The sequence below is a fragment of the Pseudomonas sp. IT-196MI5 genome (assembly GCF_949767415.1).
Taxonomy (GTDB): Bacteria; Pseudomonadota; Gammaproteobacteria; order Pseudomonadales; family Pseudomonadaceae; genus Aquipseudomonas.
Genome location: NZ_CATKPZ010000022.1, coordinates 55,823 through 80,827, shown reverse-complemented (window position 1 = coordinate 80,827; position 25,005 = coordinate 55,823). Strand labels below are relative to the sequence as shown.

General features: G+C 60.0%; 25 protein-coding genes and 1 riboswitch. Of the genes, 9 read left to right on the top strand and 16 right to left on the bottom strand.

Annotated features, from left to right (window positions below):
* Positions 1 to 83: 83 nt before the first annotated feature.
* The 6 genes from ACM6IK_RS14750 to ACM6IK_RS14725 all read right to left on the bottom strand — a co-directional run bounded on the left by ACM6IK_RS14750 (position 84) and on the right by ACM6IK_RS14725 (position 9,917).
* Positions 84 to 725: an MBL fold metallo-hydrolase gene (locus tag ACM6IK_RS14750; RefSeq protein WP_414874923.1), complete on the bottom strand. Its 642-nt coding sequence runs from the start codon at positions 723 to 725 to the stop codon at positions 84 to 86.
* Between the two features lie 86 nt (positions 726 to 811).
* Complete coding sequence (locus ACM6IK_RS14745; protein WP_414874922.1) at positions 812 to 3,550, bottom strand: LuxR C-terminal-related transcriptional regulator; 2,739 nt, start codon at positions 3,548 to 3,550, stop codon at positions 812 to 814.
* Positions 3,551 to 3,724: 174 nt separating this feature from the next.
* Positions 3,725 to 5,089 carry a DUF1329 domain-containing protein gene (locus tag ACM6IK_RS14740; protein ID WP_414874921.1) on the bottom strand — a complete coding sequence of 455 codons (1,365 nt, stop codon included), beginning with the start codon at positions 5,087 to 5,089 and terminating at the stop codon, positions 3,725 to 3,727.
* Positions 5,090 to 5,117: 28 nt separating this feature from the next.
* Positions 5,118 to 7,022: a DUF1302 domain-containing protein gene (locus ACM6IK_RS14735; RefSeq protein ID WP_414874920.1), complete on the bottom strand. Its 1,905-nt coding sequence runs from the start codon at positions 7,020 to 7,022 to the stop codon at positions 5,118 to 5,120.
* Positions 7,023 to 7,361: 339 nt separating this feature from the next.
* Complete coding sequence (locus ACM6IK_RS14730; RefSeq protein WP_414874919.1) at positions 7,362 to 9,044, bottom strand: fatty acid--CoA ligase; 1,683 nt, start codon at positions 9,042 to 9,044, stop codon at positions 7,362 to 7,364.
* Between the two features lie 243 nt (positions 9,045 to 9,287).
* Positions 9,288 to 9,917: a LysE family translocator gene (locus ACM6IK_RS14725; protein ID WP_414874918.1), complete on the bottom strand. Its 630-nt coding sequence runs from the start codon at positions 9,915 to 9,917 to the stop codon at positions 9,288 to 9,290.
* Between the two features lie 91 nt (positions 9,918 to 10,008).
* Between ACM6IK_RS14725 and ACM6IK_RS14720 the strand changes: the two genes are divergently transcribed.
* The 3 genes from ACM6IK_RS14720 (at position 10,009) to ACM6IK_RS14710 (ending at position 12,856) form a co-directional block, all read left to right on the top strand.
* The gene (locus ACM6IK_RS14720) at positions 10,009 to 10,974 is read left to right on the top strand and encodes a 2-hydroxyacid dehydrogenase (RefSeq protein ID WP_414874917.1); all 966 of its coding nucleotides are present in this window, start codon (positions 10,009 to 10,011) and stop codon (positions 10,972 to 10,974) included.
* Positions 10,975 to 11,007: 33 nt separating this feature from the next.
* Complete coding sequence (locus tag ACM6IK_RS14715) at positions 11,008 to 12,006, top strand: methyltransferase (RefSeq protein WP_414874916.1); 999 nt, start codon at positions 11,008 to 11,010, stop codon at positions 12,004 to 12,006.
* A gap of 52 nt (positions 12,007 to 12,058) precedes the next feature.
* Positions 12,059 to 12,181: riboswitch (yybP-ykoY riboswitch) on the top strand.
* Between the two features lie 90 nt (positions 12,182 to 12,271).
* Entirely contained in the window at positions 12,272 to 12,856 is a 585-nt protein-coding gene (locus ACM6IK_RS14710) for a TMEM165/GDT1 family protein (protein ID WP_108214890.1), read from the top strand.
* A gap of 164 nt (positions 12,857 to 13,020) precedes the next feature.
* Here the strand turns inward: ACM6IK_RS14710 and ACM6IK_RS14705 are convergent, their stop codons facing one another.
* The 4 genes from ACM6IK_RS14705 to ACM6IK_RS14690 form a co-directional block, all read right to left on the bottom strand.
* Positions 13,021 to 13,839 carry a M48 family metallopeptidase gene (locus ACM6IK_RS14705; protein WP_414874915.1) on the bottom strand — a complete coding sequence of 273 codons (819 nt, stop codon included), beginning with the start codon at positions 13,837 to 13,839 and terminating at the stop codon, positions 13,021 to 13,023.
* Positions 13,840 to 14,113: 274 nt separating this feature from the next.
* Positions 14,114 to 14,737 carry an SOS response-associated peptidase gene (locus ACM6IK_RS14700; protein ID WP_108214888.1) on the bottom strand — a complete coding sequence of 208 codons (624 nt, stop codon included), beginning with the start codon at positions 14,735 to 14,737 and terminating at the stop codon, positions 14,114 to 14,116.
* Positions 14,738 to 14,772: 35 nt separating this feature from the next.
* On the bottom strand, positions 14,773 to 15,033 hold the full coding sequence (locus ACM6IK_RS14695; RefSeq protein WP_007979315.1) for a putative signal transducing protein: 261 nt from the start codon (positions 15,031 to 15,033) through the stop codon (positions 14,773 to 14,775).
* Between the two features lie 9 nt (positions 15,034 to 15,042).
* Positions 15,043 to 15,225: a CPXCG motif-containing cysteine-rich protein gene (locus ACM6IK_RS14690; RefSeq protein ID WP_414874914.1), complete on the bottom strand. Its 183-nt coding sequence runs from the start codon at positions 15,223 to 15,225 to the stop codon at positions 15,043 to 15,045.
* A gap of 140 nt (positions 15,226 to 15,365) precedes the next feature.
* On the opposite strand from ACM6IK_RS14690, the gene ACM6IK_RS14685 reads away from it, so the two are divergent.
* The gene (locus tag ACM6IK_RS14685) at positions 15,366 to 16,532 is read left to right on the top strand and encodes a 1-acyl-sn-glycerol-3-phosphate acyltransferase (protein ID WP_414874913.1); all 1,167 of its coding nucleotides are present in this window, start codon (positions 15,366 to 15,368) and stop codon (positions 16,530 to 16,532) included.
* Between the two features lie 181 nt (positions 16,533 to 16,713).
* Here ACM6IK_RS14685 and ACM6IK_RS14680 read toward each other — a convergent pair whose 3' ends face one another.
* Positions 16,714 to 16,992 carry a hypothetical protein gene (locus ACM6IK_RS14680; protein ID WP_414874912.1) on the bottom strand — a complete coding sequence of 93 codons (279 nt, stop codon included), beginning with the start codon at positions 16,990 to 16,992 and terminating at the stop codon, positions 16,714 to 16,716.
* A 190-nt stretch (positions 16,993 to 17,182) separates the two neighbouring features.
* Between ACM6IK_RS14680 and ACM6IK_RS14675 the strand changes: the two genes are divergently transcribed.
* A complete protein-coding gene (locus ACM6IK_RS14675; protein WP_085613384.1) occupies positions 17,183 to 17,389 on the top strand; it encodes a hypothetical protein in 207 nt (68 codons plus the stop codon).
* A gap of 123 nt (positions 17,390 to 17,512) precedes the next feature.
* On the opposite strand, the gene ACM6IK_RS14670 is transcribed toward ACM6IK_RS14675, so the two are convergent.
* On the bottom strand, positions 17,513 to 18,097 hold the full coding sequence (locus tag ACM6IK_RS14670) for a YajG family lipoprotein (protein WP_414874911.1): 585 nt from the start codon (positions 18,095 to 18,097) through the stop codon (positions 17,513 to 17,515).
* A 204-nt stretch (positions 18,098 to 18,301) separates the two neighbouring features.
* Here ACM6IK_RS14670 and ACM6IK_RS14665 point away from each other — a divergent pair, with 204 nt between their 5' ends.
* A complete protein-coding gene (locus tag ACM6IK_RS14665; protein WP_414874910.1) occupies positions 18,302 to 18,541 on the top strand; it encodes a hypothetical protein in 240 nt (79 codons plus the stop codon).
* 738 nt (positions 18,542 to 19,279) lie between these two features.
* On the top strand, positions 19,280 to 20,788 hold the full coding sequence (gene mqo, locus ACM6IK_RS14660; RefSeq protein WP_414874909.1) for a malate dehydrogenase (quinone): 1,509 nt from the start codon (positions 19,280 to 19,282) through the stop codon (positions 20,786 to 20,788).
* 67 nt (positions 20,789 to 20,855) lie between these two features.
* Here mqo and ACM6IK_RS14655 read toward each other — a convergent pair whose 3' ends face one another.
* The 4 genes from ACM6IK_RS14655 to ACM6IK_RS14640 form a co-directional block, all read right to left on the bottom strand.
* The gene (locus ACM6IK_RS14655; RefSeq protein WP_414874908.1) at positions 20,856 to 21,143 is read right to left on the bottom strand and encodes a PA4642 family protein; all 288 of its coding nucleotides are present in this window, start codon (positions 21,141 to 21,143) and stop codon (positions 20,856 to 20,858) included.
* A 63-nt stretch (positions 21,144 to 21,206) separates the two neighbouring features.
* On the bottom strand, positions 21,207 to 21,692 hold the full coding sequence (locus ACM6IK_RS14650) for a hypothetical protein (protein ID WP_414874907.1): 486 nt from the start codon (positions 21,690 to 21,692) through the stop codon (positions 21,207 to 21,209).
* 169 nt (positions 21,693 to 21,861) lie between these two features.
* A complete protein-coding gene (locus ACM6IK_RS14645; protein ID WP_218426678.1) occupies positions 21,862 to 22,335 on the bottom strand; it encodes a WbuC family cupin fold metalloprotein in 474 nt (157 codons plus the stop codon).
* Positions 22,336 to 22,338: 3 nt separating this feature from the next.
* Complete coding sequence (locus tag ACM6IK_RS14640; RefSeq protein WP_008045996.1) at positions 22,339 to 22,896, bottom strand: hypoxanthine-guanine phosphoribosyltransferase; 558 nt, start codon at positions 22,894 to 22,896, stop codon at positions 22,339 to 22,341.
* Positions 22,897 to 23,071: 175 nt separating this feature from the next.
* Between ACM6IK_RS14640 and upp the strand changes: the two genes are divergently transcribed.
* Both upp and ACM6IK_RS14630 read left to right on the top strand, forming a co-directional pair.
* Entirely contained in the window at positions 23,072 to 23,710 is a 639-nt protein-coding gene (upp, locus tag ACM6IK_RS14635; protein WP_108214877.1) for a uracil phosphoribosyltransferase, read from the top strand.
* 2 nt (positions 23,711 to 23,712) lie between these two features.
* The gene (locus ACM6IK_RS14630) at positions 23,713 to 24,987 is read left to right on the top strand and encodes a uracil-xanthine permease family protein (protein WP_414874906.1); all 1,275 of its coding nucleotides are present in this window, start codon (positions 23,713 to 23,715) and stop codon (positions 24,985 to 24,987) included.
* Positions 24,988 to 25,005: the final 18 nt, after the last annotated feature.

The following is a 25,005-nucleotide window of genomic DNA, read 5'->3' as shown; positions in this document are numbered from 1 at the left end:
CATTCTGTGGTGCAACGGACCAAGGCATCAGCCTTTGCGGGCGTTGGATCATGTTAACGGGTAAAAATTCCGAATGTTACAAATCAGCCCCGAACAAAGGGGTTCTCGCGCATTTCGTCGCCCAGACGAGTATCCGGACCATGCCCGGTTACCACGGTTGCGTCTTCGTCGAGGGTGTACAGCCGCTGCTTGATCGAACGCACGATGGTCGCCTGGTCGCCCCCCCACAAATCCGTGCGCCCGACGCCGCGACGAAACAGCGTATCACCGGCAATCAGCAGCTTGGCCTCGGAAAACCAGAAGCTCATGGAGCCCGGCGTATGACCCGGCGTGTGCAACGCCACGCCGCAGCCGCAGGCCAGTTCTTCATCATCGGCCAGCCAGCGGTCCGGGGACGGCACCGGGGTATAAGGAACGCCGAACATCTGGCACTGCATTTCCAGGTTGTCCCACAGAAACTGGTCTTCCTTGTGCAGATGCAGGGTCGCGCCGGTTTTCTCCTTGAGTTGACCGGAAGCCAGGAAATGATCGAGGTGGGCGTGGGTGTGAATGATGCTCACCACTTTCAGCCCCAAAGCATCGAGACGCGCCAGGATCAGTTCATGATTACCACCCGGATCGACAACGATGGCCTTTTTCGTCACCGGATCGCCGATGATCGTGCAGTTGCACTGCAAAGGGCCGACGGGGAAGGTTTCGCGGATGAGGCTGGGTTGCTGGGACATCGGGGCCTGCTCGATAAACGGGGACGAGGGATTTTCGCACACTTGAGTATTCAGCCAATGGCCACGATGGGTAACGTGAAGAATCCTTAACCCAAAACCCCCAGCTCCTTGGCCCGCGCCACCGCCTGCGTGCGCCGCTCGACCCCAAGCTTGCTGTTGATGTGGCTGGCGTGAGTCTTGACCGTGTGCAGGGAGATAAACAGCTGATCGCTGATTTCCTGGTTCGAACAGCCTTGGGCGATCAATCGCAGGACCGCCATTTCCCGGGTGCTGAGCTGCTCCGCGGCTGCGCAGGACTCCAGTCCGGGACGAGCAACCAATGCCGGCAGTTTTTCACTGAGGTTCAGGGAAACGGGGGTTGGCGGACAGCTTTGAAGCTGCCCACGCAGCCAGTCCGGGTGCTCGGCCAGCAGGCCCTCAAAGGGTTGCAACACGCCTCCGCCAGCGGCGTCCAGCGCCTGAGCCAGTGCCTTGCGTGCTTCCGGCTCCCGCCCGCTACCCAGCAATAACGCCACTTTCTGGGTCAATGCCATGGTACTGAGCATCTGCCGACCGCTTTGCTGGCCATGTTCAAGCAGCGCATTCAAACGCCCTTCGGCCAGCATCGGTTGGCCCTGGATGACGTCGAGCAAGGCTTGTTGCAATTCGATATGCAGGGGTAATTGCGGGTGGAATTCCGGTGGTGCCGCCCCGTTTTCGCCGTTATAGGTCTGCCCCAGGCGCGACAGCCAGGCTTCGGCCAGATCGGTGCGCCCCTGGGCTAGCCAGAGTTCACATTTGACCAAGGTGATCATGGCCAGGTAGTAAATGGGTGGCACATCCCAGATGTGCATCAGCCGCTCGGCTTCGGCCAGTTCGGCAAAGGCTTTGGCGAACTCGCCGCTGCTGCCTTCCAGCCTGGCAATCACGCAGTGGCCAATCAGCACGCTGATATCACGACAGGCGCGCGCCTCGCTCAAACCGGCCTGCAATCGCAGCCGCGCCGCCTGCGGCTGCATGCGCAGGGCCAGCAGAAAGCCTTCATACAAGGTCAGCCGGGCTCGAACTGCATACAGCCGCTGCGCAGACAAGCTCTGCAGGCGTTGCATCCCCTGACGGACCTCCTCCAGCGCCCGACAGATTTCCCCGCGCGCTTGCAGCACCCGGGCGCGGTCGTAGTGCGCCAGTGCTTCGAACAACGGGTTGCCGACCCGTTGCGCCAGCTCCAGCGATTCGCGGTTCAGCCCCCGCGCCCGCCACAGATCACCGTCGGCAATCGCCAGGTTGGACAGGGTCGAGAGGCACATCAGGCGCTGGCCATACCGCTTGCATGGAAGACTTTCCAACGCTTCGCGGCAGTACCGCAGCGTCAGTTCGCGATTGCCGCGCCCACGGGCAATGATGCCGCTCAACGCCAGCCATTGAGCCAGCATGGACTTCTGGGCGGTGGCCGACGGAGCGGGCAGGAAGCGACTCAAATGGCTGGCCAGCTCCTCTGCGGCATCCAGTTGGCAAGCCATCCCCAACGCCCAGCTATAGAGCACAATCAGTCGCGGCGTGCTGATCAGCAAGCTGTCAGGCAAGTCCATTTTCCAGCGCAGCAACATGCCGACGTTCTGCTCGGCCAGCAGTTGCTCTTCGGAGAGGTTTTGCACCAGGTTCGCCGCGACGTCCAGGTGACCGGCACGCAGGGCCTGCTCCACGGCCTCATCGAGCAGGCCCTGGGCATTGAACCAGCGGCAGGCACGCAGGTGCAGGCTGGCGGCCGGTACCATCGACTGGGAAGCAGGCCGTGTGCGCAACAGATCGGAAAACAGGTGGTGGTAACGATACCAATGGCCATGCTCGTCCAGTGGCACCAGGAACACCTGGTGGGCAAGCAGGAAGCGCAGGATCTCCCCGCTGTCATGGGCGTCGCGAACGGCGTCGCACAGTTCGCTGCAAAAGCGTTCCTGGGGTGCCGTGTCGTAGAGGAACGACTGGACCTCGGCAGGCAGGCAATCGATGACTTCTTCGAGCAGATAATCGCGGATCAGCCCTTCCCCGCCGTGCAACGATTGCGGCAGCGCGCCATCGGTGCCTGCCTCCGAGGCGGCCAGCAGCCAGAAGCGCAACCCCGCGACCCAGCCTTCGCTGCGCTGGATCAGGTTTTCCAGTGCCTCACCGCGCAAGGAGCTGCTGTGCCGGTCGAGCAGGCTCAAGGCTTCGTCGTGGGTCAGGCGCAGATCCTGTTCATGCAACTCAAGTAATTGCCGTGACAGCCGCAGCCGCGCCAGGTGCCAGTCGGGGCGTTGGCGACTGGTGACCATTACCAGCAAGCCATCGGGAAGATGATTGAGGAAAAACTGCAGGCAGCGGTCCAGCACCGGCCCTTGGGCCAGATGGTAATCATCCAGCACCAGCAGTAATGGCGTCGCTGTAGACAGGTGCACGGCCAGTTCGTCAAGCAGGCCGTCCAGCCATTCTTCGAACGCGAACGGCTGATGACGCTGGCGCATTTTCAACAACCCGAGCGATTGCCTGCCCAGATGCGGGAAATAGTCCTGGAGACCTTCCAGCAGGCGCTCGAGAAAGCGCCCCGGGTCACTGTCGCGCGGGCTCAACCCCAGCCAGAGACTCTGCCAGTGCGCTGGCAACCCCTGACAAAACTCCACCGCCAACGAACTCTTGCCGAACCCTGCGGGTGCGCTGACCAGCAACAACCTGCCACCGAGCCCGGCACCCAGGCGCTCGCACAAACGTGGACGCAATACATGGCCATCGGGCAACGGCGGGCGGAAGAAGCGCCCGTCGAATGTCGCGACAGCAACGTTTGCAGAACCTGGGGATGTAGACAAATCAGTCATAGCCGGCTCTTGTTTGAATTGCGGGTGGCGGCGTTGCAGATGTCCGCAGACTAGCCGTAAACGGATAGGGAATGAAGGTAGTTGCTACAAATGGCTACAAAAAGTCTACAAACAAAAAAACGCCCCGAACCAGTCGGGGCGTTTTCAGAGGATGCGGCCTCTATTCAGTTCACCTTAGCGAACACCATCCTGACGCAAGGCGGCCGGGGTGAAGTCGCTGGTGGTGGCAGTGAAGCCGAAGTCATAAGCCGACTTCTCTTCGTTCTTCATGCCCAGCGCCAGGTAACGACCCGATTGCAGGTCATACAGGGCTTCGAGGGCATACCACGGCACTTGCTTGTCGTAGTAGTTCTCGGCATGGGCCTCGGCGACGCGCCACAGTTGCCCGCGACCGTCGTAGTGATCGATGACCGCTGCTTGCCAGGTGTCTTCGTCGATGTAGAAGTCCCGCTTGGCGTAGATGTGACGCTGACCTTCCTTCAGGGTTGCAACCACATGCCACACACGACGCAACTCGTAACGAGCCAGGTCCTGGTTGATGTGACCGGCCTTGATGATGTCGTCGTACTTGAGCGTTGGCGAGTCGAGCTTGTAGCTGTCGGAGGCGATGTACATCTCTTTCTTGCCTTCGAGCTTCCAGTCATAACGATCCGGTGCACCGTTGAACATGTCCAGGTTATCGGAAGTACGCAGGCCATCGGCAGCCGTACCCGGACCGTCATATGACACTTGCGGGGCACGACGCACACGACGCTGACCAGCATTGTAGACCCACGCCGAACGCGGTTCCTTCACCTGGTCGAGGGTTTCGTGCACCAGCAGTACACCACCGGCCAGACGTGCCGGCGCGGTCACTTTCTGCTTGAAGTAGAACAGGATGTTGCCCGGGTTTTTCGGGTCGTAATCCTTCATCTTGTCGCGGAACACGAACTGGTCCTGGAAGTACACCATGCTATACGAGCCATTCGGTTGCGGTGTGGCCTGGGTCACCAGACGGGTCACGCTGCCCCCGCGATAGCGGGTGATGTGGTTCCAGATGACTTCAACGCCGCTTTGGGGAATGGGGAATGGAATGGCGGTTTCAAAGTTCTCCAGGCCGTTGCCGCCGGACACCAGCTTGGTGTTGGTGGCGTTGCGCTTAATGGCCGCGAACACGTCATCCGGCACGGTGGCACCGCGATGGGATGGATAGACCGGCATCTTGAAGGTTTCCGGGTAGCGCTTGAACATCGCGTACTGGCCCGGGGCGAGCTTATCCTTGTATTGGTCGACGTTCTGCGCCGTGATGGTGAACAGCGGTTTTTCGCTGGCGAACGGATTGGACAGGAAACCTTTGCTGTCGACCGTACCGGCGTTCTTCGCCATCGGCTTCCAGGCCGGGATCGAACCGTCGGCGTTGCCCGCCATTTCGGCACCCATCGGGGTCAGGCTCTTGCCCAGTTTGTCGGCCTCGGCCTGGGGAACCGCCGCCAGGACACTGGTCGCCAGCAGTGAAAGCCCGAGAACACCGGCATGGAACAGACTCTTTGTTATTTTCATATGTATGTTCGTCCTGAAAATTCAGTGCTTAGAAGTTCACGCCGACGCTGAGCGCAACGAAGTCGCGGTCATCCACGGTGGTGTACTTGCCGTCGAAGAAGTTGGTGTAGGCCAGGCTCGCGGTGTAGGTGTTCTGGTATTCGGCGTCGACACCCAGGCTCACCGCTTTGCGGCCTTCCTCGAAGTTGCCGCCAGGGCCAGGGGAGTAACCGCTCACGTCATGGGACCAGGCAACGTTCGGCTTGAGGTTCACACCGGCAAACACGTCGTTGTATTCCCAGATGGCACGACCGCGGTAGCCCCACGAAGTCGGGGTGGTGAAGCCTTCGTTGGTGCAGTTGCGGCTGAGGTTGTTGGTCGGCGTACCCGGGCCGGCACCGTTGATGGTGCTGGAGTTGAGCGCCACGCAGGTATCGAGCGCGCCAGTGGCTGGCAACTCACCCGGGCCATACACCGGATCGCGGCCATAACGAACGTCGGAGGTGCTTTCCAGGCCGCCAACGTGGGTCACGCCCACTTCACCCACCAGGGTCAGACGGCTGGCGCCCATGACCTGGTCGAAGAAGTGCGTCAGGGTGGTCTGGAACTGGGTGACTTCCTTGCGACGATACCCGTGCAGGTCCTGACCCGGTACACCGGTAAGCAGCGATGCATTGGTCAACGGATTGTTCGGGTTGTTATTGCCCAAAGGACGTATGCCGGAGAACAGGATGTCGGTGGAGTTGAGCTGCACTGGCGCGTTCGGACGGTAGCTGATCTCACCGCTCCACGCCGTACCGGTAGGCAGGGTGGTGGAGAAGCTCAAGCCATACAGACGAATGTCCTCGGGGTATTCGATGAAGTATTGCGAATTACCGGCCACCAGCAACGGCGCAAGCCGGGCAAATGGTCCACCGCTCAGCGACCCTGCGGTGTTGTAGACCGACTGCGACGCACCGGTAGCGCTGAAGATCGGCGCACGACTGTGGTAATTCATGAAGTAGGCGCCGAACTCGGTATCCAACGGATCGAACATGTACTTGAAGGACGCGCCCCACTGACCGCTGTCACGGGCATCGCGATCGCCGCCACGGCGCACCAGAACACCTTCTTCGTTGACGTCAACGCCATTGGCGGCCAAAGGCCCCAGGGCAATGGCCGGAATTTGTGAGCGCTTGTTCAGCACACGCAGGTTGTCGTTGCAGCCGTCGGCAACGATGTCCGGCTGGGAGAAGAACGTGCCGCAGTTGTCGACGACCGTCTGGTCCCATTCAATTTGATAGAACGCTTCCGCCGAGAGGTTTTCGGTCAGGCTCTGGGACACATAGAACATGTTGACCGGGATCAGGCCTTCCTTGATCTCGGCACCCGGACGACGGAACGCGGACACGTCGATCGGGTTGATCGAGTTGATGCCACCACCGATGAAGGTACTTTCACCCCAGCTTACGACCTGCTTGCCCAGACGCACGGAGCCTGGCTGATCGGCAATGGAGTAGTTGTGGTAGACGAAGGCGTCGAGGATCTGGCCGCCGGCAGACTTGGCGCCTTCCTTACGACCGTCGTCACTGATGTCCTTGAACGGACGGCTTTCGTCCTTCAATTCAAAGTCGTACCAGTATTTGCCTCGGACGAAAACACCGGTATCGCCGTATTTCAGTTCAAGGTCATGGATGCCCTTGAAGATCTTCGAGAAGGTTTCCCCACTCTTGAAGTTCAGGTGACCGTCATCAGAGGTCTGGGACAAACCCTTGCCGCCGTTGTTGACACCGATGAGGTTCTTGTTCGGCTGCTGAGTAGACCAGCTGGCACCAATCGACAGGGATGAGTCGAACTGACCTTCGATTTCACCGACGTTGAAACTGACGCCGAATGCTGGCCCGGCGAGCGTAGAGGCAAGACTGACAGCCAGGGGCAGTTTCGCCCGGCGCCAGAACTGGTTTACTGATGTCATCGACGCTACTCCATGTGCATTTTATTTTTATGGCAATGAGCACTTCTAAAAACGCTGTGGATAACCGGGAGCCATGGCGTCCCAAAGTCATTCCAAAGATGCATCGCCCCGGTTCGTGCGGTTGCTCCGTTCTTAAAAATCCTGGAACGGACTATAGCCAGCAGGTAGTTGTGCTTGATCCCTCTAAAGTGTGATTTGCAGCTGCCAGCCACTCTGGAACAGTCCTTCCGCCAGTCCGACACCCGTCGGCACGGCAAGGATGGCTGAAAAAATCGATTTGACAAGCCAAGCGCTTGCTTGGTGGGGCCGGCGTGCTCTTTCGGGCACGCCGGGAGGCGCTTAAAGCGTCGAGAGGAAGGTACTGTTGGTGGCCTGCCATTCGGTGATGTCGACACGAATACGCTTCTTGTCGAGTTTGCCGACGCTGGTCTTGGGAATTTCAGTAACAAGCGCGATCTGGCTCGGAATCGCCCACTTGCTCAGGTGCCCCTGCTCCACAAACGGCTTGAGGTGTTCCTTGAGTTCCCGGGCTCCGATTACGTACCCCTCACGAACCACGAGCAGGGCAAACGGCCGCTCCCCCCACTGCGGATCGGGGATTCCCACCACTGCTACTTCACGTACCGCTTCATGACGGCTGATCAGGTCTTCGAGGTCCAGGGAGGAAATCCACTCGCCACCGGTCTTGATCACGTCCTTGATCCGGTCACGAATGTCGATCACGCCCATGCTGTCCAGGGTCGCCACGTCGCCGGTGTGCAGCCAGCCGCCGGCCCAGAGCTCCGCGCCCTTCTGGGGTTCATTGAAATAGCCCTCGGTGAGCCACGGTGCACGCAGCACCAGTTCACCCTGAGTCTCGCCGTCGGCAGGCAGGAAGTTGCCCTCGGTGTCGACGATCGCGGCCTCCACCAGTGGCCCCGGCACACCGGCCTTGATCCGGTAAGTGGTGCGTTCGTCTTCGGTACCGGCCATCAATTCGTCGTTGAGGTGCGCGCACGACACCAGCGGCCCGGTTTCCGACATGCCGTAGGCGGCGGTCAACTGAATGCCCTTGGCCTTGGCCGCCTCATACAGGGTGCGGTTCAGGGCGCTGCCGCCGATGACGATTTTCCAGCCGCCGAAGTCGACATTCTGCGCGGCCTTGGCATTGAGGACCATCTGCAGGATGGTCGGCACGCAATGGGAGAACGTGACCTTCTCCTTGCGCCACAATTCCACCAGGTACTCCGGGTCATAGCGGCCGGGATACACCTGCTTGAGCCCGAGCATGGTCGCCACATACGGCAAGCCCCAGGCGTGGACGTGGAACATCGGGGTGATCGGCATGTACACGTCGTTGGTGCCCAGCAGGCGCACACTATCGATCGCGCCCATGATGGTCGACACCCCTATGGTGTGCAGCACCAGTTGCCGATGGGTGAAGTACACGCCCTTGGGGTTGCCGGTGGTGCCGGTGGTGTAGAACGTGGTCGCGACCGAGTTTTCGTCGAAGTCCTCGAAGTCGTATTGCGGGCTCGCCGCGGCCAGCAGTTGTTCGTATTCGCCGACGAGGTTCGGCAGGTCCGCGGTTTTTTCCGGCAGGTCAGTCAGCAACAGGGTTTTGTCGACCGTCGTCAGATGCCCTTCGATGGCCTTGTAGAGACCGACGAACTCGCTGTTGACCAGCACGAAGCGGTCCTCGGCGTGGTTCATGGTGTAGAGGATCTGTTCCGGCGACAGGCGCACGTTGATGGTATGGATCACCGCACCGATCATGGGGATAGCGAACATGCATTCCAGGTAACGATGGCTGTCCCAGTCCATCACCCCCACGGCATCCCCGGGTTTGACCCCGGCCGCTGTCAGCACGTTGGCCAGGCGGGCCACCCGTTCGATCAGGGTCGGGTAGCTGTAGCGCAGCCTGTCGCGGTAGATGATCTCGCGGGTTTTCTCATAACGGGGACCAGACATCAGCAGCCGCTTGATCAACAGCGGGTACTGGTAAGCGCCTTCGGCCGGGGGGATAACGCGAGTCTGCAACATAAGAATCCCTTTTTCTGACTGCACGGTCGTGACTGAAAGTACGCACTGTAGTGCCCTTGATCGTCAGCCAAATCAGCCAAAGGAATGATTTGCAGAGCCGCGCAAATACTGGCGCTGCGCCATCACTCATGGACTTTCATGACAGGAACTGTAGGAGCTGCCGCAGGCTGCGATCTTTTGATCCTGAAAAAGCAACATCAAAAGATCGCAGCCTTCGGCAACTCCTGCGGGATGTGTGATTGATCAATGCATCTCGGTAAAAGCCAGCTTCACGCCAATCGCAATCAGTACCGCGCCCATGGTCCGGTCGAACCAGTGACCCATGCGCGCAAACCCGGCGCGTACGCGCTGCTGGCTGAACAACATCGCCACCAGGCAGAACCAGGTTGCCGTCGCCACCGCCAGGTAAACCCCGTAACCGGCTTGTACGGCCAGTGGTGTTTGCGGGTTGATCACCACGGTGAACAGCGAGAGGAAGAACAGCGTGGCCTTCGGATTGAGTCCGTTGGTGACGAAACCCGAGGTGAAGGCACCACGGGCCGTGCGCTCGCCGGCTTCCTTGTGCAGATCGTCCGCCACAGGCTTGGCCGGTTGCGCGCGCAGTGCCTTGTAACCGATGTACAGCAGGTAAGCGGCGGCGGCCCACTTCAAGGCATTGAACAGCACGATCGACTGGGACACGATCAGGCCGATACCCAACAACGAATAACCCACGTGCAGGAAAATCGCCGTCCCCACACCCAGAGCGGTCCAGGTGCCCACGCGGCGACCGTGGGTCACACTCTCACGCACCACCACGGCAAAGTCCGGGCCGGGGCTGGCCACGGCCAGCAGGTGAATCAGGGCAACGGTCAAGAACTCTGTCCAGTACATGAGGGCTCCTTCAGGCCAAGCGTAACTATTTATTCCATCTGGTAGGCTCGGCAGATTACGCCTTCAGTTCAATGCACAAAAGGTACAGTTGATGACGAACACTCGCCGCGCCGTTTTCCTCGACCACCCGTCCCTGGACCTCGGCGACCTTGACCTCAATCCGCTGCGCAGTTGTTTCAGCGATTTGCAGCTGTTCGTCCAGACCTTGCCCGATCAAGTCATCGATCACCTCAAGGGCGCCACCGTCGCCATCAGCAACAAAATTGTCATCGATGCCGCCGCCATGGCCGCCAGCCCTGATCTCAAGCTGATCCTGATCACCGCCACCGGCACCAACAACGTCGACCTCGCCGCCGCCCGCGCCCACGGGATTACCGTGTGCAACTGCCAGGGCTACGGTACGCCATCGGTGGCGCAGCACACGATCATGTTGCTGCTCAACCTGGCCACACGCCTGGCCGATTATCAAAAAGCCGTCGGCGAAGGCCGCTGGCAGCAGGCCAAACAGTTCTGTTTGCTGGATTACCCGATTGTCGAACTCGAAGGCAAAACCCTTGGACTGCTGGGCCACGGCGAATTGGGCGGCGCAGTCGCACGGCTGGCCGAAGCCTTCGGCATGCGCGTTCTGCTGGGGCAAATTCCCGGGCGCCCCGCCCGGCCGGACCGCTTGCCGCTGAATGAACTGTTGCCACAGGTCGATGCCCTGACCTTGCACTGCCCACTCAACGAATATACCCGCCACTTCATCGGTGCCCCTGAACTGGCCTCGATGAAGCCCGGTGCATTTGTGGTCAACACCGCACGCGGTGGTCTGATCGACGAACAGGCGCTGGCCGACGCCTTGCGCAACGGCCATCTGGGCGGTGCTGCCACGGACGTGCTGAGCGTCGAGCCTCCCGTCAACGGCAATCCGCTGCTGGCCCACGATATTCCGCGCCTGATCGTCACCCCGCACAACGCCTGGGGCAGCCGCGAAGCGCGCCAGCGAATCGTCGGTCAAGTGACCGAAAATGCACAGGGATACTTCAGCGGTAAGGCGCTGCGGGTCGTCAGTTGATAAACTGCGGCACTTTTTTTCACGGGAGCAGTTATGGATCCGCGCAGTGAAGTACTGCTTCGTCAGGCCGAGTTATTCCAGGGTTCGGTGTTGTTGGCCGGTTTGCCCGCCGACGACTTGCTGGGCCGTCTGCCCGACGCTCACGGCTGGTGCTGGCACGCCGGCGATCAGGCCGCGCTGGACGCCCGTTTCGCCGAGCGCAGCCATTTTGGCGTGAATGCGCCCGAGCGTGCGTTCGAGACCGCCGTGGTGTTTCTGCCCAAGGCCAAGGACCTGACCGATTACATTCTCAACGCCCTCGCCTCGCGGCTGGCTGGTCGCGAGCTGTACCTGGTCGGCGAGAAAAAAAGCGGCATCGAAGGTGCCGCCAAACAACTCAACCCGTTCGGCAAGCCACGCAAACTCGACAGCGCACGCCACTGCCAGCTTTGGCTGGTCACCGTAGCCAACGCGCCTGAAGCCAAACCGCTGGAGAGCCTGGCGCAGACGTACGAACTGCCGCTGGCCGAAGGCCCGCTGAAGGTCATCAGCCTGCCGGGGGTGTTCAGCCATGGTCGCCTGGATCGCGGCAGCGCGCTGCTGCTGGAACACCTGGACAAACTGCCGAGCGGTCACCTGCTGGACTTCGGCTGCGGTGCAGGGGTCTTGGGCGCGGCGGTGAAACGTCGTTACCCGCACAACCAGGTCACTTTGCTGGATGTGGATGCCTTTGCCGCTGCCAGCAGTCGTCTGACCCTGGCGGCCAATGGTCTGGAAGCCGAGGTGATTACCGGTGACGGAATCGACGCCGCGCCCATGGGGTTGAGTGCGATCCTGAGCAATCCGCCGTTCCATGTCGGGGTGCACACCGACTATTTCGCAACGGAGAACTTGCTGCGAAAAGCGGCCAAACATCTGAAAAACGGTGGCGAACTTCGCCTGGTAGCGAACAGCTTCCTGAAGTATCAACCGCTGATCGAAGAGCATCTTGGCGTGTGTGCGATCAAGGCCGAAGGACAGGGTTTCCGAATCTACCGGGCCAAACGCGGATAGTACTTCTTTTGAAAAAGAAGGCTTGCCGAATGGGTTTTGCAAAGGCAGAATCCGCTCCGTCCTAGGGGAGTAGTCTCCCACGAGCGCCACGCTCGTCCGGCATGCGTCAACATACTTGGTCAAAAGACCATGGCGCATGCGACCCAAACATCCACATCAGATGGATCGCAGGGTTTGACAAGACCTATGACACGAACACCTTACCCGGGGCGGGAAGGCTGTACGTGTCATAGCCGTGTCGACCCGCCCCTTAGGAAAACCCCTGATGCTGGATTCACTACTCGTACCTACCGCAATCGTTGCCTTGGCCGAAATCGGCGACAAGACGCAACTGCTCGCGCTCATTCTCGCTGCCCGCTTCCGCAAGCCCTGGCCGATCATCGCCGGTATCGTCGCTGCGACCCTGGCCAACCACGCTGCAGCCGGTGCGATAGGCGCCTGGGTCGGCAGTTTCTTCTCGGATACGATGCTGCACTGGATCCTCGCCGCGAGCTTCGCCGCGACGGCCTTGTGGACCCTGGTGCCGGACAAGATGGATGACGACGAAGCCAGCACCGCCCGCAAGTTCGGGCCATTCCTGACCACGCTGATCGCGTTCTTCCTGGCGGAAATCGGCGACAAGACGCAGATCGCGACCGTGATGCTGGCTGCGCAATATCCGGAGCTGTGGCTGGTGATCATCGGCACCACCCTCGGCATGTTGATTGCCAACGTACCGGTGGTCCTGGCGGGTAACTTTGCCGCGGACAAGTTGCCATTGACCCTGATCCGTCGACTGGCGGCGTCGGCGTTCTTCGTCCTGGCGATTGTCGCGGTGTACAAGGCGATGCAGAGCAGCGGGTGGGTTTGACGCGATAGCGTCGATAGACCGCGTTATCGTTCATCGTCGGAACGCCGCCCGGAGCAAGCTCGCTCCCACAGTGATTTATGTCGTACACAAATTTTGTACTCTACAAATAACCCTGTGGGAGCGAGCTTGCTCGCGATGGCGGTAGCGGCCTCACCGCATAAACATCAGGACTTCCTGGCCTGCTCATAAAGCGGCATGACCTTCGGAATCGCCGCCTGCAACGCCGCAATACGGCTCGACGACGCCGGGTGAGTGCTCATGAACTCCGGTGGCGCACCTTCCGAAACCTTGCTCATTTTGTTCCACAGGGTGATCGCGGCATTCGGGTTGTAGCCGGCGCGGGCCGCCAGTTCCAGACCGATCAGGTCCGCTTCGTTTTCATTGGCGCGACTGTTGGGCAAGGTCATGCCGTAGTTGGCCACAGTATCGGCCAGGGCCATGGTGTCCTGCCCCAATCCCAACAAGGCACCGGCGCCCTGCTTGGCCATTTCGATGCCGTAAGCCTTGGACATCGCTTCACGACCGTGCTCACGCAGGGCGTGGGCGATTTCATGGCCCATGATCGCGGCGATTTCATCGTCGGTCAGTTTCAGCTTGTCGATCAGGCCGGTGTAAAAGATGATTTTGCCGCCAGGGCCGCAGTTGGCGTTGAGCTCATCGCTCTTGATCAGGTTGACTTCCCACTTCCACTGAGCCGCGTCCGGACGAAACGTCGGCGCCTGGGCAATCAGCCGGTCGGCAATCAGCTGAACCCGCCGGGCTTCATTGCTGGTCTTGTCCAGCACACCTTTGCCGGACGCTTCGCCCACTGTCTTCTGATAGGACTGGGCGTACATCTGGTCGACCTCTTGCGAGGACAACATGCTGAACATGTACTGCTTGCGCTCAACGCCCACGGCACCGCCGCTGGTGGTATTGACCGACTGACAACCGGTGAGCAGCAGCGCTGCGCCCAGTGCACTGACAACCAAAATCTTGTTCATCAAAAAATTCCCTGAAAACATGCCGCGTATCCTAGGCGTGGAAATGTAACGATGCTAGATACAACGGACGTAAGACGCACAATTCGGACAAAGCTCTCATCGCCGTAGAAAAAATTCACATACGGCGAAAACCCGCAGCCGATCACGTCGCGCATTGATTCAATTTCGCTGGCAAGCCAGCTCCTACAATGGATTTGCTTGCGCCGCAGCACCCTGTAGGAGCTGCGGTGCGGCGATCCGACTTGCCAGCGAAGGCGTCAGCGCAGCCAACACATCAACCCGGCGTCAGACACTCCGGACCATTGAGCTTCGGATCATTCACCATGTTGGCCAATACCCGCTCGCGCAACGCAGCGGGCTCACTGGCCAGCAATCCTTGCAAAACATGCAATGGCGTCTCGGGGTCCAGCCACGCAGCCTGCCCCGCCTCATCCAGAATCAACGGCCTCCGCTGGCTTGCCGCCGGCTGGGTAATCACGGCGGTACTCAGCCAAACCTGCTCTTGCACCGGATACGCCTCCCAGATCGCCGCAAAGAACAATGACGAGCCCTCCCCCGGTGTCAGCCAGTACGGGCGCTTGCGCGTCGTGCCGCGCCATTCGTAGAAACCGTTGGCCGGCAACAGGCAGCGGCGCTCGCGCAAGGCCTGGCGAAACATTGGCTGTTCGGCGACGGTTTCGGCGCGGGCGTGGGCCGGGGTGCGGGACAGATCGGTCAGCCAGGGTGGCGTCAGGCCCCAGCGGGCGCGGGCCAGCGTACGCTGGCCGTCAGGCCCGGCCCGCAGCATCAACACCGAATCATTCGGGGAAATGTTCCACTGCGCCTGCTGGTCGGCGGGAAAACCGGGCAGCGCCGCGAAGGCGGGATTCCAGCGAAACAGGGCATAACGTCCACACATGGGGCAACACGGCTCTTGATCAAACGAACGCCAGCCTAACAGACCAGCGTGCCGGGAAAGCTGTCCGGTTCATCGCCGGACAGCGGCAGCGCGGCATTGTACGCGGTGATCAGCTCCCGGGCGTATTCAGCCTGATCGTTCTCGACCGACAGCCCGAGCAGGCCATAGATCGGCAACTCGCCGCTGCCACCGAGCAAATCACGGCCCACCAGATGCGCCTCGATGCCCTCGCTGGCGAGCATGCCTTGCAGCAACTCGCCTTCCATCAGGTTCTCCGGATCGTAGATGCGCTGCATACATGCCCCTCAGTCGTTTTCACTGAACACTTCGAGATGCCACTCCTCTTCATGTACCTGCAACACGAAGGTTATCGGCCGGCAGCACACCTGACAGTCTTCAATATACGTCTGATCCCCGCCGGACAGATCCACCGTGGTCTCGACTTCTTCACCACAGTACGGACATTCATATTGCGCAGTTTCCAGCATCGCGGTCTCCCAGGTGACTTGTGCGTATAATCGCCGGTCTATTTGCAGGGCTATTTTTGTCTGGCTTCTTTTTCAGACCGTACCCCGCCGGTTTTTCGATCAAAACCTTTACTTACCCTAGCCGTTTCCAACAAGAGAGCATGATGGGCGAATTCGATGCCATCCGACCTTACGACGACAGCGAAGTCCCGGCAGTGCTGGCACGGCTGCTCGGCGACAAGGCGTTTCTAGATATCCTCACCCACTTCCGCTTCCCGCGTTTCGCCGGCGCTTTAGGCTGGGCACTCAAACCTCTTATAGCCCATCGGTTGCGCCGTGAGTTTGCCGGCATTACCTCCGTGGCCACGTTACAGGACAAAGTCGAGGTTTACGTCGACCACACCATCGAGCGCGCCACCGACGGTGTCACTTATACCGGGGTGGAGCAATTCAAGTCCGGCAATGCCTACCTGTTTATCGCCAACCACCGCGATATCGTGATGGATCCGGCCTTCGTCAACTATGCCGTGTACCACGCCGGCCTGCCGACCCCGCGCATCGCCATTGGCGACAACCTGCTGCAAAAGCCTTTCGTCAGCGACCTGATGCGCCTGAACAAGAGCTTCATCGTGCACCGTTCGATCAGCGGACGCCGGGAGAAAATGGCGGCTTATCAACTGTTGTCGGCGTACATCAACCATTCGATCCGCAACGATTGCGCCTCGATCTGGATTGCCCAGGCCGAGGGCCGCGCCAAGGACGGTGACGACCGTACCGAATCGGCGATCCTCAAGATGTTCCACATGAGCCGCAAGGACGAGCCCTTCGGCGAGGTCATCCAGTCGCTGAACCTGACCCCGGTGTCGATCAGCTACGAATACGACCCCTGCGATCAGGCCAAAGCCCGCGAGCTTTACATCCGCGCCACCAGCGGCAGCTACACCAAGGTACCCGGCGAGGATGACGTGAGCATCGCCAAGGGCATCACCGGCTACAAGGGTCGGGTGCATGTGAACTTTGCCGCACCGATCACCGAACGGTTCGAAGACACCAAGCAGTTGGCGGTCGAGATGGACAGGCAAATCCTCAGCGGCTATCGCTTGTTCCCGGTGCACTACCTGGCGTACGCACAGTGGAAAGACGCCGATCCGCAGTTGCAGGTGCCAAAAGCCGCCGAGGTGTTCCCGGCCGAGGAGCTGGCCAAGGCCCGGGAAGAATGGCAACGTCGCCTGGACGCCTGCCCTGAAGAGCATCGTCCGTTCCTGGTGCTGCAATATGCGACGCCGGTGCGCAATCAGTACCGGGTGAAGGCAGGGTTGCCGCTGTAAGCGGCTTTCACTGGATATAAAAACGGCGCCGACTTGTGGCGAGGGGGCTTGCCCCCGTTGGGCTGCGAAGCAGCCCTAAAACCAGAAATGGTTTTCTTCCTGACACTGCGTTTCTATTGAATTGACGACGGCTTCGCCGCCGAACGGGGGCAAGCCCCCTCGCCACAGGTTTACTTCAGCCTCAGACTTGCGTACTGATCCACGACACCAGCAGCGCCATCCCCATGCAGGCAAAACCGAAGATGTAGAAAAACCGGTTCATGCGCAAGGTCGCCCAGTCCAGCGTGGGCTCTACGTTGGGGCTGCTCTGGCGCTGTGACTGAAGGCTGGCCATCGCGCGCATTTCACGACGACGGGTAGCGTGCAGCAGCCAACCGCCCGGGAAGGCAAAGAGCAAGGCCAGCAGATTGATCAATTTGGCGGGATGGGCGGTAAACAGCGTCATCAAGTGCAGCGACATCACAAACCTCAAGTCAAACAGGTGGCAGGTGCCGGACCGGCGACCGCGGCGCGGATTCTACCGAAAGCCTGCGCGCCTGCCCTCTGTTTCCGACAAATAACAAAGCAATTGATCAATGACTGTCCTGCGTCACGGCGTCGTCATCTGTATCGGCGACCATGCGCACCTCGAAACCGACAGGGACCACGTCATGCTCCACGCCGAAAACCAGGATCGTCTTTACCTCATCAGCCCCAGCGACGAACAGCAAGCCCTCGTCGGCAGCCTCGCCTTCAACGTTCAGGACCGCCATTGGCTGGTGTATTGCGCCCTGGGTGGGCATCAACATGCGGACTTGCCGGAAACGGATTTGCTGACGGGCGTGAGCGTGCTGGATTTTTACTCACAAGCGGCCTGACACCCCCGATCTCCTGTGGGAGCGAGCCTGCTCGCGATGGACTTGAAGACGCCGCGGGGTATCAGATTCCCCGCGTAATCGTTAACGACCATCGCGAGCAGGCTCGCTCCTACATGGCTCGCATTACTCGCCGAGAATCTGACCCACGGTCGGGTCCTTGAACAGGCGGGTCAATGCATCACTGAGCACATCGCTGACCAGCTTGGTGTTGGTCTCCTGGTTCGGCGCCATACCGAAGCGCTGATCCAGGGACGAACCATAACGGCCGCTGTAGCGACGATTGGCATTCTGTACATCGGAGCGGAACGTCGCGCCGATGGTGGCTTCGGTCACGTACATGCCTTCCTTGGGCGACTGGTACTTCAACTCCGTCAGGGTCACGGTCAGTTGCGGTGCATTCATGGCATTGTTCGTCGGGGTAAAGCCCAACAGACGCACGGCAGCTTCAGCCTGGGCCTGCAGCTTCGGCAGGATCTGCGCGCCCTGCACGGTGATCGCACTGGTCTCCGGGTACAGGCCACCACGGGTGCCCAGTGTCGGCGACGGACGACCGTCCACTACACGTACCACGACAGGCTGGCCATGGCCGACCGGGGCCAACTGGGCGGTCAGCTTCGGTTCCGGGCTCAGTTGTTGCGGGCTGTGGGCGCAGCCAACCAGGGTCAAACTGGTCACAGTGATCAAACCGAACAACAGGCGTTGCAACATGCTCTTCTCTCCAGAATCAGGCACAAACAGGCCGGCAGTATAGCGGTGCGCCACTGCGGGGAACCAGCACCTCACAGTGTTTGATGAAATCTCTGACACCCCCTGGGGGATGCGGTTCCTGTCACACAGGTGTCACTACTCATACACTTGCACGTAATGACCTGAAGGCAATCTTATCGGCAGTCACCCACACGGTACTTCACCATGCGCCATCTGATCTCTCTGTTCGCGCCACGCCCACTGCATCGCTGCTTCGCCCTGCTCGACCGCAATGGCCACTGCCAGGCCTTCAAACAGTGCAGTCTCCAGCCCATGGGCGATGGCTGGGTTGAAATCGAAGAAATCCGCCTGAACTGGCTGAATCAGCCGCTGCCGGCCGGCGCCCGCGTCGTTTCGCAACAGCAACAGCCACGCTCACGTGCGCAGCATCTGATGACGACCTGACCAAACACCTAATAAAAGTCATTAAACACGACCATTTCCCTGCGTTTCTTAGATACAATCTCCCCCCGATTATAAGGACGTCTCCTGATCGGGCCTCGCAGCATCGTCAATGCGCTTGTATTGACACCCCGCACCGCCCACAGAGAGCCGCCCACACAGATCGAGTGAAGCTGGCGCGCTTGCTGTTTTGTTGAGCAAAACCTCCACTTTTCGCGAATCTGCAGAGCTGTCATTACGCTCGGTCACTGAGCTGTCTGCCCGTTTTGCCTGCCTTGTATCCCATGGCGGCAATTTCATCCGGGCACGGTGCCAGGCTGGGACAGCCCTTTTTGAGGTTCACGTCTTCAAAAGAGCGTGAAAAAAACGGGTTTTCACAACTTCACAAGAGTGTGGCGAGCAAATGAATAGTTTTGCGTCTGAACATGCACCATTAGCGTCTACAACAGCCCAACGACACAGGACCGAGTACTCCTCGAAAACCGGAGCCTGAAGCCTGTCCGCTACGGATTTGGTTGCACAAACGGATGTATCGACCATAAGTCGAATTGCCTCCCGCGCGCTGAAATGAGTTCATATGGCTCATAGGCCCGGCAGGTAGCGTCCGTCGAAGTTGCGATAAATTGCGAAGATTCGGACATGGCGACACTGCCAAGAGAACCAGGGGCATCACTGACACGCCCCGGAACGCCTGGCAGCCATGCCGACAATTTGGTGCTGCAGATTTTGGAGACGCGTTAAATGGCGCATAACGAAGCAGTCGACGTAGTACTGGTTGGGGCCGGCATCATGAGTGCCACCCTGGCGGTACTGCTCAAAGAGCTCGACCCCGCGATCAAGCTGGAAGTCGTCGAGCTGATGGATTCCGGTGCCGCGGAGAGTTCCAACCCGTGGAACAACGCCGGTACCGGCCACGCCGGGCTGTGTGAGCTCAACTACACGCCGCAGGCCGCCGATGGCACCGTCGACATCAAGAAAGCCGTGCACATCAACACCCAGTTCGAGGTGTCGAAGCAGTTCTGGTCGTATTTGACCAGGAAAGGCACGTTCGGCTCGTGCAAATCGTTTATCAGCCCGGTGCCACACCTGAGTTTCGTGCAGGGCGAAAGTGGCGTGTCTTTCCTCAAGGAACGCTTCAAGGTGCTGAGCAAGCACCACGCCTTCGCGGACATGGAATACACCGAAGACAAGGCCAGGATGGCCGAGTGGATGCCGCTGATGATGCCTGGCCGCGATCCTGGCGAAACCCTCGCCGCGACCCGCGTGATCAATGGCACCGACGTCAACTTCGGCGCCCTGACCAATCAGTTGCTCAAGCACCTGACCAGCGCACCCGATGCCCAGGTCAAGTACTGCAAGCGCGTGACCGGCCTCAAGCGCAGCAACGGTGGCTGGACCGTCAGCATCAAGGACGTCAACAGCGGCAACACCCGTGAAGTCGATGCAAAATTCGTCTTCCTCGGCGCGGGCGGTGCGGCACTGCCGCTGCTGCAAGCCTCTGGTATCGAAGAGAGCAAAGGCTTCGGCGGCTTCCCGATCAGCGGCCAGTGGCTGCGTTGCGACAACCCGGAAGTGGTCAAGCACCACCAGGCCAAGGTCTACAGCCAGGCTGCCGTGGGTTCGCCGCCAATGTCCGTACCGCACCTGGACACCCGCGTGGTCGAAGGCAAGAAGTCCCTGCTGTTCGGACCCTACGCCGGCTTCACCACCAAGTTCCTCAAGCACGGTTCCTTCATGGATCTGCCGATGTCGGTTCGTGCCGGCAACATCGGGCCGATGCTGTCCGTGGCAAAAAACAACATGGACCTGACCAAGTACCTGGTCAGCGAAGTGATGCAGTCGATGGAGCAGCGCCTGGAATCCCTGCGTCGCTTCTACCCGCAAGCGAAAGCCGAAGACTGGCGCCTGGAAGTGGCCGGCCAACGGGTGCAAATCATCAAGAAAGACCCGAAAAAAGGCGGCGTCCTGCAATTCGGTACCGAACTGGTCGCGGCCAAGGACGGTTCCCTCGCGGCACTGCTCGGCGCTTCGCCAGGTGCCTCGGTGACCGTTTCGATCATGCTTGAGCTGATCGAAAAATGCTTCCCGGGCAAAGCCAAGGGCGAATGGGCCACCAAACTGGCCGAAATCTTCCCGGCCCGGGAAAAGGTTCTGGAAACCGACGCTGCGCTGTATCGCAAGATCAATGCACACAACAACGTCGCGCTGGAACTGGTTGAAGCCAGTAACGAGACCGAAAGCTACGCTTGATTCGGCCGCATGAAAAACGCCCCGTCCTCATTGAGGGCGGGGCGTTTTTTTGTGCCTTTAAAAGATCTTAACCGCGAGCCCTGTTGATCAGCTCGATGTACTCGGCAGCATTGCGCTGATCCTTGATCAGGGCGACGAAGTCATTGCCGTGCTCATCCTTGCCATTCACGTCGTAACCCGCTTCGACGAAGAACGTCAGGAAACGCTCGAAATCGTCGATGCGCAGGCCACGGTAGGCCTTGACCAGTTTGTGCAGGGACGGAGAAGTCGCGTCGACCGGTTCGAAATCGAGGAACAACTTGATCTGCTCATCGCCGATCTCGTCACCAATCACTTGTTTTTTATCTTTACGCATTGCCGACTCCAGCTCGCAGACATTACACGGGGCGGGCAGTTTACCCCTGCGCAGGCACAAGGCTCAACGCGGACGAGTGCTGCCGGTGTGCAGATCAGCCCAGACATGCCCATTGGCGTAGCTGAGAAACTGACAGTACACCGTGTCATTGCGCAGCAAATCGATCACCACGCGGTATTGAGCGAGCGGGTAATAGAGGGTCAGGGTTTTGCTCTTGTCGTCGTAGACCGGCTTCTTCAGGCTTTTGCTTTCACCATCGAAGTTGACCAGCACCTGACTGATGGTGGCGCCCTTGTTCAAGGGTTTGCCCTTGAGACGAATCATTAAAGGCGACGTGACCGGAATCGGCTGTTGATTGGATTGACGCTGGGCACCGACCACCACCGAATAATCGGTGACCTGCATCAGTTGCTGCTGCTCAGGCTCGCTGTCACGCAGGGTCAGGTCATCAGGCGGCAGAAACTGCGCATGCATGGGCGCCGGCGCGGCGGCCAGGGGCAGGCTGAAGGTCAGCAACAGGGCGGCACAGCAGCGGATCAAACGGCTCATGACAGGTTCCGGAATCGGGGCCGGGCACTTTACCATGGGCTGAAGGAAGTGGTTCAGTGCATAGAAACCACTGTGGGAGCGAGCTTGCTCGCGATGACGTCGGCACATCCAGCATCAATGTGTCAGTGACATAGCCATCGCGAGCAAGCTCGCTCCCACAGGGTACCGTTCAATCGAACTGCGCGCGCATCCAGGCCTGATACTCGGCCACACCAGGTTCGCCTTCACGCGGCGCCCAGTGAGCCAGCTCACCTTCGCCGACCGGACGATAGGGACCCGCCTTGCACTCGAACATCAGGCTGTCGGCTTCGAGCACCACCAGGCCATGGAACACGCCCGTAGGCAGGTCCACGCCAACACAGTCGCCACCGGCCTGCAGCACGGTCTTGCTCAGCACCGCACCGGTCTCATCGAAGATCAACACGCCCAGCCGGCCCTTGAGGACCAACAGGGTTTCGGCCTTGTTGTCGCCCAAATGCCGGTGAGGCGGGATATATGTGGACGGCTGCAGCCCCACCGCCATGCGATGGCATGCGTCTTCCATCTGATGGAAGTTGTGATGCTGACGCCCACGAGGATTGGCCGCGGCTTTCCCGGCCAGCTCGGCGAACAAGGTCTGATCCAGAAAGCGAGGCGTATCCATGTCTTACATTCCTTTAACGGCGAAAATCCCGTTGGCGTTACGCCAGTAGCCTTTGTAGTCCATACCGTAACCGAAGATGTAGCGATCGATGCACGGCAGACCGACGAAATCGGCCTTGAGATCCGGACGGGCCTTGCGGTCGTGGTCTTTGTCGATCAGCACAGCGGTATGCACTTTACGTGCGCCAGCGTGTTTGCAGAAGTCGATGATCGCGCCCAGGGTGTGACCTTCGTCGAGGATGTCGTCGATGATCAGCACATCACGGTCGATGAAGGACACTTCCGGCTTGGCTTTCCAGAACAGGTCGCCGCCGCTGGTTTCGTTGCGATAGCGAGTGGCGTGCAGGTAGGACGCTTCCAGCGGGAAGTGCAGATAGGTCAGCAGCTTGCCGGAGAAAATCAGCCCGCCGTTCATCACGCAGAACACCACCGGGTTACTGTCCGCCAGTTGATCGTTGATTTGTGCACCGACGCGGGCGATGGCCGCCTCGACTTCAGCTTCGGTGTACAGGCAGTCAGCCTCTCGCATGATTTGACGGATATGCTCGAGATCAGCGGACATGGCGCTCTCCAGGGGGGTTGAGGGGAGGGACGGATTCGGAAAAGCGGGCAAAGGTACGCATCAAGCGAGGCCAGATCAAGCCTTTGTGGACTAACGTACTGCATGTCTATAGGACAACACCCTCGGATAGATTAATCTAGACCGGTTTTTTTGCCCGCCGCCGGAGCCTTTCACCATGCCCATCCATGAGATCCGCCACCCGCTGATCCGTCACAAACTTGGCCTTATGCGCCGCGCAGACATCAGCACGAAGAACTTCCGTGAGCTCGCTCAGGAAGTCGGCGCCCTGCTGACCTATGAAGCTACCAAAGACCTGCCGCTGGAATCCTACGATATCGAAGGCTGGTGCGGCACTGTGTCGGTCGAGAAAATCGCTGGCAAGAAAATCACCGTGGTGCCAATCCTGCGTGCCGGCATCGGCATGCTCGAAGGCGTACTCAGCCTGATCCCGGGCGCCAAAGTCAGCGCCGTCGGCGTGGCCCGTAACGAGGAAACCCTCGAAGCCCACACCTATCTGGAAAAACTGGTACCGGAAATCGACGAACGCCTGGCCATGATCATCGACCCGATGCTCGCCACCGGCGGCTCGATGGTAGCCACCATCGACCTGCTGAAAAAAGCCGGCTGCAAGGACATCCGCGCCATGGTGCTGGTCGCCGCGCCAGAAGGCATCGCCGCCGTAGAGAAAGCTCACCCGGACGTGATCATCTACACCGCTTCCATTGATCAAAAACTGAACGAACACGGCTACATCATCCCAGGGCTTGGCGATGCCGGTGACAAGATCTTCGGCACCAAGCAGAAGGACGCGTGAGCATGCAGCAAGAGTTCAACGATCCGCTCTGGCGCACGGTGCTGTCCGGCGCACAGATGCTGTTCGTGGCCTTCGGTGCCCTGGTGTTGATGCCGCTGATCACCGGCCTTGACCCGAACGTGGCGCTGTTCACGGCCGGCCTGGGGACGATCCTGTTCCAGATCGTCACCGGGCGTCAGGTGCCGGTGTTCCTGGCATCGAGCTTTGCCTTCATCACCCCGATCATTCTCGCCAAGGGCCAATTCGGCCTCGCCGCGACCATGGGCGGTGTGATGGCGGCGGGTTTCGTCTACACCTTCCTCGGCTTCGCGGTGAAGATCAAAGGCACCGGTTTCATCGACCGCCTGCTGCCGCCGGTAGTGATCGGACCGGTGATCATCTCGATCGGCCTGGCCATGGCGCCGATTGCCGCCAACATGGCCATGGGCAAGGCCGGCGACGGCAGTGAATTGATTCATTACCAGACGGCGATGATGATCTCGATGCCGGCGCTGCTGACCACACTGATCGTCGCGGTTTTCGGCAAGGGCATCTTCCGCCTGGTGCCGATCATCTCCGGCGTGCTGGTCGGTTTCGGCATGGCGTTCTACTTCGGCGTGGTCGATACCGCGAAGATTGCCGCGGCACCCTGGTTCGCCATCCCGAACTTCACCGCGCCGGAATTCAACTGGCAGGCGATCCTGTTCATCGTTCCGGTAGCCCTGGCCCCGGCCATCGAACACATCGGCGGCGTGATTGCCGTGGGTAGCGTGACCGGCCGCGACTACCTGAAAAAGCCTGGTCTGCACCGCACCCTGCTCGGCGACGGCATTGCCACCACGGCGGCCGGTCTGTTCGGCGGCCCGCCCAACACCACCTACGCCGAAGTGACCGGCGCAGTCATGCTGACCAAGAACTACAACCCGAAAATCATGACCTGGGCGGCGATCTTCGCCATCAGCCTGGCGTTTATCGGCAAGTTCGGTGCACTGCTGCAAAGCATTCCGGTACCGGTGATGGGCGGGATTCTCTGCCTGTTGTTCGGTTCGATTGCGGCGGTGGGGATGAACACGCTGATCCGCCACAAGATCGATCTGGCCGAGGCGCGCAACTTGGTGATTGTTTCGGTGACCCTGGTGTTCGGGATCGGCGGCGTGCTGATCGGTACCGGCACCGGGCCGGACGATTTCGGCCTCAAGGGCATCGCGCTGTGCGCAGTGGTGGCGATTGGCTTGAACCTGATCCTGCCGGGCAATGACAGCTGGAAGCACAAGAAGGCGCAGGAGCCGCTGATCTGATTGGATGAAGACCTGAGA

Excerpts from the sequence above, each read along its gene's own strand:
- ACM6IK_RS14750 (WP_414874923.1), bottom strand. The coding sequence starts at position 725 with ATGTCCCAGCAACCCAGCCTCATCCGCGAAACCTTCCCCGTCGGCCCT.
- ACM6IK_RS14745 (WP_414874922.1), bottom strand. The coding sequence starts at position 3,550 with ATGACTGATTTGTCTACATCCCCAGGTTCTGCAAACGTTGCTGTCGCG.
- ACM6IK_RS14740 (WP_414874921.1), bottom strand. The coding sequence starts at position 5,089 with ATGAAAATAACAAAGAGTCTGTTCCATGCCGGTGTTCTCGGGCTTTCA.
- ACM6IK_RS14735 (WP_414874920.1), bottom strand. The coding sequence starts at position 7,022 with ATGACATCAGTAAACCAGTTCTGGCGCCGGGCGAAACTGCCCCTGGCT.
- ACM6IK_RS14730 (WP_414874919.1), bottom strand. The coding sequence starts at position 9,044 with ATGTTGCAGACTCGCGTTATCCCCCCGGCCGAAGGCGCTTACCAGTAC.
- ACM6IK_RS14725 (WP_414874918.1), bottom strand. The coding sequence starts at position 9,917 with ATGTACTGGACAGAGTTCTTGACCGTTGCCCTGATTCACCTGCTGGCC.
- ACM6IK_RS14720 (WP_414874917.1), top strand. The coding sequence starts at position 10,009 with ATGACGAACACTCGCCGCGCCGTTTTCCTCGACCACCCGTCCCTGGAC.
- ACM6IK_RS14715 (WP_414874916.1), top strand. The coding sequence starts at position 11,008 with ATGGATCCGCGCAGTGAAGTACTGCTTCGTCAGGCCGAGTTATTCCAG.
- ACM6IK_RS14710 (WP_108214890.1), top strand. The coding sequence starts at position 12,272 with ATGCTGGATTCACTACTCGTACCTACCGCAATCGTTGCCTTGGCCGAA.
- ACM6IK_RS14705 (WP_414874915.1), bottom strand. The coding sequence starts at position 13,839 with ATGAACAAGATTTTGGTTGTCAGTGCACTGGGCGCAGCGCTGCTGCTC.
- ACM6IK_RS14700 (WP_108214888.1), bottom strand. The coding sequence starts at position 14,737 with ATGTGTGGACGTTATGCCCTGTTTCGCTGGAATCCCGCCTTCGCGGCG.
- ACM6IK_RS14695 (WP_007979315.1), bottom strand. The coding sequence starts at position 15,033 with ATGCAGCGCATCTACGATCCGGAGAACCTGATGGAAGGCGAGTTGCTG.
- ACM6IK_RS14690 (WP_414874914.1), bottom strand. The coding sequence starts at position 15,225 with ATGCTGGAAACTGCGCAATATGAATGTCCGTACTGTGGTGAAGAAGTC.
- ACM6IK_RS14685 (WP_414874913.1), top strand. The coding sequence starts at position 15,366 with ATGATGGGCGAATTCGATGCCATCCGACCTTACGACGACAGCGAAGTC.
- ACM6IK_RS14680 (WP_414874912.1), bottom strand. The coding sequence starts at position 16,992 with ATGTCGCTGCACTTGATGACGCTGTTTACCGCCCATCCCGCCAAATTG.
- ACM6IK_RS14675 (WP_085613384.1), top strand. The coding sequence starts at position 17,183 with ATGCTCCACGCCGAAAACCAGGATCGTCTTTACCTCATCAGCCCCAGC.
- ACM6IK_RS14670 (WP_414874911.1), bottom strand. The coding sequence starts at position 18,097 with ATGTTGCAACGCCTGTTGTTCGGTTTGATCACTGTGACCAGTTTGACC.
- ACM6IK_RS14665 (WP_414874910.1), top strand. The coding sequence starts at position 18,302 with ATGCGCCATCTGATCTCTCTGTTCGCGCCACGCCCACTGCATCGCTGC.
- mqo (WP_414874909.1), top strand. The coding sequence starts at position 19,280 with ATGGCGCATAACGAAGCAGTCGACGTAGTACTGGTTGGGGCCGGCATC.
- ACM6IK_RS14655 (WP_414874908.1), bottom strand. The coding sequence starts at position 21,143 with ATGCGTAAAGATAAAAAACAAGTGATTGGTGACGAGATCGGCGATGAG.
- ACM6IK_RS14650 (WP_414874907.1), bottom strand. The coding sequence starts at position 21,692 with ATGAGCCGTTTGATCCGCTGCTGTGCCGCCCTGTTGCTGACCTTCAGC.
- ACM6IK_RS14645 (WP_218426678.1), bottom strand. The coding sequence starts at position 22,335 with ATGGATACGCCTCGCTTTCTGGATCAGACCTTGTTCGCCGAGCTGGCC.
- ACM6IK_RS14640 (WP_008045996.1), bottom strand. The coding sequence starts at position 22,896 with ATGTCCGCTGATCTCGAGCATATCCGTCAAATCATGCGAGAGGCTGAC.
- upp (WP_108214877.1), top strand. The coding sequence starts at position 23,072 with ATGCCCATCCATGAGATCCGCCACCCGCTGATCCGTCACAAACTTGGC.
- ACM6IK_RS14630 (WP_414874906.1), top strand. The coding sequence starts at position 23,713 with ATGCAGCAAGAGTTCAACGATCCGCTCTGGCGCACGGTGCTGTCCGGC.